The 7,131-nt window shown below is 43.8% G+C and carries 10 protein-coding genes; 4 read left to right on the forward strand and 6 right to left on the reverse strand.

Annotated features, from left to right (window positions below):
- Positions 1-149: 149 nt before the first annotated feature.
- Positions 150-1,517 (reverse strand): pentapeptide repeat-containing protein, encoded by a 1,368-nt coding sequence (locus DP116_RS25805; RefSeq protein ID WP_169157865.1) that lies wholly within the window; start codon positions 1,515-1,517, stop codon positions 150-152.
- A 394-nt stretch (positions 1,518-1,911) separates the two neighbouring features.
- Positions 1,912-2,133, reverse strand: coding sequence for a hypothetical protein (locus tag DP116_RS25810; protein ID WP_169157866.1), 222 nt, complete (start codon positions 2,131-2,133; stop codon positions 1,912-1,914).
- 266 nt (positions 2,134-2,399) lie between these two features.
- Between DP116_RS25810 and DP116_RS25815 the strand changes: the two genes are divergently transcribed.
- Positions 2,400-3,107, forward strand: a complete 708-nt coding sequence (locus DP116_RS25815) for an oxygen-binding di-iron domain-containing protein (protein ID WP_169157867.1) — start codon at positions 2,400-2,402, stop codon at positions 3,105-3,107.
- A 34-nt stretch (positions 3,108-3,141) separates the two neighbouring features.
- Here the strand turns inward: DP116_RS25815 and aat are convergent, their stop codons facing one another.
- Positions 3,142-3,717 carry a leucyl/phenylalanyl-tRNA--protein transferase gene (gene aat, locus DP116_RS25820; RefSeq protein WP_169157868.1) on the reverse strand — a complete coding sequence of 192 codons (576 nt, stop codon included), beginning with the start codon at positions 3,715-3,717 and terminating at the stop codon, positions 3,142-3,144.
- A gap of 79 nt (positions 3,718-3,796) precedes the next feature.
- On the opposite strand from aat, the gene DP116_RS25825 reads away from it, so the two are divergent.
- On the forward strand, positions 3,797-4,126 hold the full coding sequence (locus DP116_RS25825) for a DUF8822 family protein (RefSeq protein ID WP_048870849.1): 330 nt from the start codon (positions 3,797-3,799) through the stop codon (positions 4,124-4,126).
- 98 nt (positions 4,127-4,224) lie between these two features.
- Here the strand turns inward: DP116_RS25825 and rpsN are convergent, their stop codons facing one another.
- From rpsN to rseP, 3 genes are all read right to left on the reverse strand, one after another.
- Positions 4,225-4,527, reverse strand: a complete 303-nt coding sequence (gene rpsN / locus DP116_RS25830; RefSeq protein WP_169157869.1) for a 30S ribosomal protein S14 — start codon at positions 4,525-4,527, stop codon at positions 4,225-4,227.
- 99 nt (positions 4,528-4,626) lie between these two features.
- Positions 4,627-5,316 (reverse strand): endonuclease III, encoded by a 690-nt coding sequence (gene nth, locus DP116_RS25835; RefSeq protein ID WP_169157870.1) that lies wholly within the window; start codon positions 5,314-5,316, stop codon positions 4,627-4,629.
- Positions 5,316-6,419: an RIP metalloprotease RseP gene (gene rseP / locus DP116_RS25840; RefSeq protein ID WP_169157871.1), complete on the reverse strand. Its 1,104-nt coding sequence runs from the start codon at positions 6,417-6,419 to the stop codon at positions 5,316-5,318. Before rseP ends, nth begins: the two co-directional genes overlap by 1 nt.
- A 52-nt stretch (positions 6,420-6,471) precedes the next feature.
- Here rseP and DP116_RS30045 point away from each other — a divergent pair, with 52 nt between their 5' ends.
- On the forward strand, positions 6,472-6,600 hold the full coding sequence (locus tag DP116_RS30045; protein ID WP_281357478.1) for a hypothetical protein: 129 nt from the start codon (positions 6,472-6,474) through the stop codon (positions 6,598-6,600).
- A 12-nt stretch (positions 6,601-6,612) separates the two neighbouring features.
- Entirely contained in the window at positions 6,613-7,026 is a 414-nt protein-coding gene (locus DP116_RS25845) for a hypothetical protein (RefSeq protein WP_169157872.1), read from the forward strand.
- Positions 7,027-7,131 lie beyond the last annotated feature (105 nt).

The following is a 7,131-nucleotide window of genomic DNA, read 5'->3' on the forward strand; positions in this document are numbered from 1 at the left end:
GGTATAGGGGTGTAGGGGTGTAGGGGAATGATTTATTCGTTGGTTCCCACAACTTTGGAAAAAGAAACGGTAAGAGTGTTTTACTTTCTTCCCCTTACACCCTTACACCCTCACACCCTCACACCCTTAGTTTCGGTCAAGTCTTTTGTCTAAATTTGTGAGAATTTCGATGATGTGCGAATAAATTGAGCAAACTCCCCATCTTCAAATGTCTCTTCCCAGTTGGTGGGTAGACGATGGGGGTTCGGATTATCTTTCGTAGGTACACACAGAAAAATGTACTCACACTTAATCCCATCTAGTTTGGTTTCCGGTGTCACGCCCCAGTTCCCGATGTATGCGCCTGTAAGAGTTGCACCTCTAAAATCAGTTCTATCTAATTGTGCTCTTGTCAGATTGGCTCTAGAAAAATCAGCATTTTGTAAGTTAGACTCATTCAGCACAGTTGCAACTAAACTAGCATCTGTGATATTTGCTCCTTGCAAATTGATACCTTGCAGATTCCAGCCATCAAAATTTTGGTTTTGTAACTCTTTTGTCACCAGTAATTGTCTGATCTTTTCATCTTTAAGATAAGTTGTCCTAATATCAGCCAGATTCAGCTTTTTCGCCTGAAACCAACAGGTACGTGCCAGGATAGATTTTTTGAAGGTAGTGTTTTTCAGTCTTGCCTGCGTAAAATCCGCATCAGTTAAATCACTTTCTTGAAAACTGGTGCCGTGTCCTGTCACCAAACCAAGAGCAATATTGCCAATCCAGCTTTGCTTATCATCTTGATATAAGCCACGGCAACTCACATCAGCAGACACAATTAATGTTAATATTGCTACTGCTGATGCTGGTATTGCTGCGACGACACCACCTATCTTTGCAGCGGCTACAACTACTACTCCCGCTACAGCCCCTGCGACTGACACTGTCAGCGCTACTGCCAATAACCCAGCGATAAATCCTGCCACCACCGCCGCCCCGGATATAACCACTAGCCCTGTTGCAGACACTATAACTGCCACAGCCCCAGTGACGACTACCGTTACCACAGCTGCCAATTCCATCACCCGTGTCTGAGTGCCTGTCCCAACCCATGCTACAGCCACTATCCCAGCCCATACGACTGCTGCAAGCCCAGTTCCTATGACAGCCGCTGCCAAAAACCCACAGGCTGCTGCAACTCCTCGGCGCATAGAGATGAGAAAAAAGATTAACAATATTATTGAACTGATGACAGTAACATAAGTATTTTGACGGTTGCCATCAACTAGAATAAATCCTAGCAACGAACCACCAACAGCCGATAGCAATCCAGATACTGTCGATAGCAGTAACGCAAATATGACTAAGGCAAATGCCCAACGGCGTTGTAGTCCTGCTTGCGCATGGCTGAAGTTGGCTCCTCTGAGGGTGGCACCTGTAAAGTCAGCACCTCGGATATCGCAATAAGAGAAGTCCGTACCTGTTAAGTCTTGCCCTTTGAAGGATTTGCCTCTGAGCTTAGCACTGCGGTAGTTTTGAGCCACGTTTAATTACAATTAAATTGGGTACCTTTAACTACTAGTTGTAGGATATCAGTTTTTGGCAGGTTTAGATAACTGTGATGTGTCTCAATACAACCACAGTGATAAGCTGTTGCGCATTAAAAATGCACAACAGCAAGGCAGAAGGCAGACGGCAGAAGGCAGAAGGAAAGAGGGTTTTAATGATTGATTAGACTACAAGAATATGCAAATTAAAAGCGCGACAGCTTATACGGACATTCTGCTGGGTGATGCGCCTGGAAAATAAAGCCAATTTGACTGGGAACCTGTATCAGTTGCTTGTGACTAGCAGTCAACAATTTCCGCCCCAGAACTTTGAGGTTATCTTCCTGCAACCAGCGTTTTGATCTGTTGAAAAGAATTTATCCTCAGTCAATTAGTTCCCGTCAGATGATTTGGAAATGATGGTGTAGCCACTAACATACTGTTGACCAGTCGGTAATGTCGTCCAAGTCCACTCAATGTCCTCATCTTCATCAAGTTCAACATTGAGGACTTGAGTCGTCGGTAGTTGTGCAGGTAAAACACCAATCGGTTGAGGTGCAAATATTGTCCGTTTGGAAAAGCTAGAACTGGCTACTGAATGATTCACCATCATGAAAACCTCCTTGCATACTTTTCTAGTTTATCGTCCGTCCGTTGCAACGGGAGTTAGGTGTCATTTAGCTTCTTCGCCGTAAGCCCCGCACCATAACTGTACTCAGTTTGGTGTGGGTAGTTCACTGGACCAAAACTTTTGGGAGCATCCCAATGCATGCAAAAAAACAGTAGTGGGAGCATCTTGCTCCCTAGTTTGTGACCTCAGCGGGCTAGAAGCCCACACTACAAAATAAAATAAATTTACACAATTGCCCAAGGATAACGATGTTTACCAGAATTGATGAGATACTTCCCAAAGTATTTAAGATCTCCGTTTCTACTAACAAGAACTTTGTCTTCAGTCAGTTTCTCATCTTAGATGAGTGTCACATGCTCATTCACACAGGACACTCGAAATGGTTTAATGCCATTTATGAGCTAGTATCATCAGTATGCAATCCGACTGAAATCCGTTACGTTGCCTTTTGTCACCTTGAAGCTGATGAGTGTGGAGCATTAAATCAATGGCTGGAAGTTTGTCCAGAAGCTGTTCCGCTTGTCAGTCCGCTAAATCGAGCTAATATTGACGATATTGCGATCCGAAAAGCCCACGTTTTGAAGAATAACAAAAGCGTTTCCTTAGGATCGAAGAACATTACCCTAATCGAGACGCCTCATTTCCCACATGGTTGGGAGGGATGTCTGTTCTACGAACCGCAAGATTGTGTGCTTTTCTGTTCTGACTTAGCAGCTCACAATGGTCATTTTGACACACCACTCACCAATGAGGATTTGACAGAGTCAGTCATCAAGTTTCAGCGTCAACTAGGATTTATGGTTGAGGGAAAGACATTCACTCGCGGAATCGAAGCTATCAAGAAGCTTCCTATTAAGTACCTTGCTACAATGCACGGTTCAGTGATTTACGGAGACAGCATTGTGAAAATGCTCCACGAACTCCAAGTAAATTTTGGAGTTCCAGAAACTTTTTGAGCTGATGACATTGGTTAACTGATCGCAACAAAACTCAAAGTAGAGAACAAGAACGCTGCAAAGCTTTCTTCAGTAACACCATGTACTCATCATCACTGACCCCATAAGCACCAAACCTCTCCAAATGGGGATTCATCATTTGAGCATCAAACATCACAAATCGCTTTTTCCGCAACATTTCTACTAACTTCACCATCGCCACCTTTGAACCTTCCGGGATGCGGTAAAACATCGACTCCCCAATAAAAGCACCCCCAATCACAATTCCTAAAATTCCCCCAGCCAGTTCATCCCCTTGCCAAGTTTCAAAACTATACGCCCAACCCGTCTGGTAAAGTTCCCAATAAATTTCTTTTAACTCTGGTGAAATCCAAGTTGATTCTCGGTTAGCACATCCAGCTACGACAGCTTTGAAATCGCGGTTAATCGCAACGCTAAAACGCTCTTGATTCAGAACACGCTGTAGGGACTTGGGATAGCGAAATCTTTGATCTAAAGGAATGAGAGTGCGATCGCGACTCCCATACCACCCCAAGACATCATTCTCATCAGCCATGAGAAAATAACCTTGAGCATAGCCTTGAATAATAGTCGCAACATCATATTTCATAGAAATAAGGAATATACATAGTTTGTAGTCAGCCCTACCGCGACTACTACAAACCTCTTTAATATAAAAACAAGAGAAAATGACGCAACCCATTCCACCGATCACCCTACCACCACCTCAAGATCCGATGCTTGAAGGAAAATGGTTACAGCAACGCTTGCATCAGTGGCTGGATGAAGAATTTATCCCAGAAGCAATCAATCAGATAATTGCCGAAAGGGCAGCACAAATTTTTGTACGCCAACGCATGGAAGGAGAAAACGACTTGGGTTCTCTGGTTATTGCCATTGTTACAGAGATGCAGTCGTTTGATTTTTCCAAAAGTTTCTACGGTGAGTTTGCTATTGCTAACGCCGTTAGCGACTTACTCTTAGAAAGTTTGGGGATTGACAAGTGTTGTGGGCAATAAATAGGCAATAAATAATTTATGTCCTTTGTCGTTCGTCATTAGTCCTTGGTTCTTTGTCTAAAGCTAATGACTAATGACTAATGACTAATGACTCACCACTACCAACTAGACTTAACAACTCCGGGTAAAAGACCTTCGTGTGCCCATTCCCGCAGAACATTACGAGATAGCCCAAAGTCGCGGTAAACTCCTCTGGAACGACCCGTTAACCAGCAACGGTTACGGTGGCGGCTAGGAGCGCTATTGCGGGGTAGCTGTTGAATTTCACGGTGAATTTCCAACTTATCAAGAGGAGATTCTGCTTCTCTAAATTCTTCCAGCAGTGCTTCCCGTTTTGCAGCGTATTTAGCCACCAATTTGGCGCGTTTTTTCTCGCGCTCAATCAAACTCTTTTTTGCCATAATGTTAGTGATTTATTGAAAGACAGCATTTTCCATTCTATATAATCCCACGTCTAGTGACCAAAGTCTCTTTTAGACAGGGTCTGTAGGTCTAGATTCCTAAGCTTCCTTAATTTTTGCCTTGACAGTTACTTGTGGTACGTTAAAAGCAGAAGGACACAGGTCAGCTAATTTACAAGTATCACAAGCAGGCGATCGCGCTTTACAAATCGCACGACCATGATAAACCAGCCGAATAGACCAATTTTCCCAATCTGCTTGAGGCAATAGACCCATCAAATCTCGTTCAATACGGATGGGGTCTGTGTGTTCAGTTAACCCCAAACGCTCACTCAGACGTTTCACATGAGTATCCACCGTCACCCCAACATTAATTCCATAAGCATGAGCAAGCACGACATTTGCTGTCTTTCGCGCCACACCTGGAAGCCGCAACATCTGTTCCATCTGCTTGGGGACATGACCGCCAAACTCATTGATAATCATTCGACAAGCAGCTTGAATATTCTTTGCCTTATTGCGATAGAACCCTGTGGAACGCACGCTTGTTTCTAACTCTGTCAAATCAGCATTTGCCAGAGTTGCTGCATCCGGAAATTTACTAAATAAGCCTGGTGTCACTAGATTCACCCGTTCATCCGTACACTGAGCCGAGAGAATCGTAGCCACCAGCAACTGTACAGGAGTTGAGTAGTTTAAAGAGCAAGTTGCATCTGGATAAAGACGCTTCAGGCGAACTAGAATTTCTAGCGCCCGTTGCTTCTTAGATGACTGTTTGCGGATACTCATTACTGGAATAATCTTTGCACCCACTCCAATTGGGTAGTTTCTTTGACGATGAGAAAAATTCCTAGTCCTAAAAGTATCACCAAACCAGTTTGCATGACACCTTCTTGAACACGATTCGGTAAGGGTTTACCGCGCAAACCTTCAATTACCAGAAAGGCGAGTTGTCCTCCATCTAAAGCTGGTAAAGGCAAAATGTTGATAAAAGCCAAGTTAATGCTGATCAAAGCACCAAAGAACAACAAATTGCTGATATCGTTCTGAGCCCAGCTTGCACCAATCTCCACAATTTTAACTGGACCAGCAACTTGGTTTGCTGTTTCGCGGAAGTTAGTAATTAATTGTCCAAAACCTTGAGCTGTCTTGACCAGAATCTGCTGAAATTGTGTAGCGCCAATTTTTAATGCTTCGACCGGGTTTGTCGCGCGACGATGCACGATTTTCTGATTAGGAGAAAGGCGCACACCTATGCTACCCTCTCCCTTAGCATTAGCTTCAGGAGTCAGATTGACAGACAGTTTTTGATCGCCACGGGCGATTGTCAAATTAATTTGCTTGCCTAAATTACCTTTGATGATTTCTGTGAAAGCTTTTAACTCTTGTTCAGAAGTCCCAAAAGTTCTGTCATCAGCAGCTAAAATGACATCTCCAGGCTGAAGACCTGCTTTCGCAGCAACAGAAACTGGTTGTGAAATTAATTCTGGGACGAGAATCCCGTTTTGGGGTGGTTGTGGGATGTTTACCCCTACAACACCCACCTGTGTCACAAGCAGGAAGTAGGCAAATATTAAATTTGCTATCACTCCTGCGCTAATCACAATCGCCCGATCTAAAATAGGGCGGTTACGTAAAAGATTTGGGTCTTCAGGAGGAATATCGCTATCTGGGTCATCGTCAGGAAAACCGACAAACCCACCCAGAGGAAAAGCGCGGAGAGCGTATTCAGTTTGTGCTCCTTGATACTTCCAAATCACCGGACCAAAGCCCAAAGAAAAGCGATTGACGTAAATCCCTTGGGATCTTGCTGCAATAAAATGTCCAAACTCATGCACCAGGATCAAAACAGCCAAGACTGCGATCGCTGCTAAACCCGCAAGAAATGACATAGATAAAGAATTAATGAACTGCGAAAGGCTATACTTCTTTTCATTTTAAGGTGTGTCTAGAGAAGACGACGCTGCAAAGGTCGAAAAAGCCGCCCATCAAATTGAGAAAAATTGGTACAACTTTTCCGAAAGCACAACTTACGCAGGTGTAGATTTCAATGGTACTATCTATGCCCAATAAAATCTCTTACTAATGATAGATGTTATTGTTCTAACTAAGATTCTATCTCCTTTTCTGCCTTACCTACTCAAACTAGGAGATAAAGCAGCAGAGGAAGCAGCAAAAAAACTTGGTGCAGATAGTTGGGAAAAAGCGAAAGTTATTTGGGTTAAACTCCATCCCAAAGTGGAAGCTAAACCATCAGCCCAAGAAGCAGTTCAGGATGTAGCGCAAGCGCCTGAGGACGAAGATGCTTTAGCCGCACTGCGTCAGCAACTTAAGAAGTTACTCAAGGAAGATCCAACGTTAGAAAGCGAACTCACTCGCCTTCTGACGGAAGCCGAAGCACCCCAAAGTCGTGGAAACATCAATATTGCTGGAGACGTTAAAGGTGTTTCTGCATACGACATTTCCGGAGGAAGTATCACTCAAGGAAACATTAGTTAGAGATAAGGGAACAGGGAACAGGGAACAGGGAACAGGAAACAGTGACCAGTGAACAGTAAACAGTGAACAGTAAACAAGGGGTGGACGAGTCCGTTTCCTACCTGA

The sequence above is a fragment of the Brasilonema bromeliae SPC951 genome (assembly GCF_012912135.1).
Classification (GTDB): Bacteria; Cyanobacteriota; Cyanobacteriia; order Cyanobacteriales; family Nostocaceae; genus Brasilonema; species Brasilonema bromeliae.

Coding starts and splice junctions, on each gene's coding strand:
- aat (WP_169157868.1), bottom strand. CDS start 3,717: ATGAAATATGATGTTGCGACTATTATTCAAGGCTATGCTCAAGGTTAT.
- nth (WP_169157870.1), bottom strand. CDS start 5,316: ATGAGTATCCGCAAACAGTCATCTAAGAAGCAACGGGCGCTAGAAATT.
- rseP (WP_169157871.1), bottom strand. CDS start 6,419: ATGTCATTTCTTGCGGGTTTAGCAGCGATCGCAGTCTTGGCTGTTTTG.
- rpsN (WP_169157869.1), bottom strand. CDS start 4,527: ATGGCAAAAAAGAGTTTGATTGAGCGCGAGAAAAAACGCGCCAAATTG.
- DP116_RS25845 (WP_169157872.1), top strand. CDS start 6,613: ATGATAGATGTTATTGTTCTAACTAAGATTCTATCTCCTTTTCTGCCT.
- DP116_RS25825 (WP_048870849.1), top strand. CDS start 3,797: ATGACGCAACCCATTCCACCGATCACCCTACCACCACCTCAAGATCCG.
- DP116_RS25815 (WP_169157867.1), top strand. CDS start 2,400: ATGTTTACCAGAATTGATGAGATACTTCCCAAAGTATTTAAGATCTCC.
- DP116_RS25810 (WP_169157866.1), bottom strand. CDS start 2,133: ATGATGGTGAATCATTCAGTAGCCAGTTCTAGCTTTTCCAAACGGACA.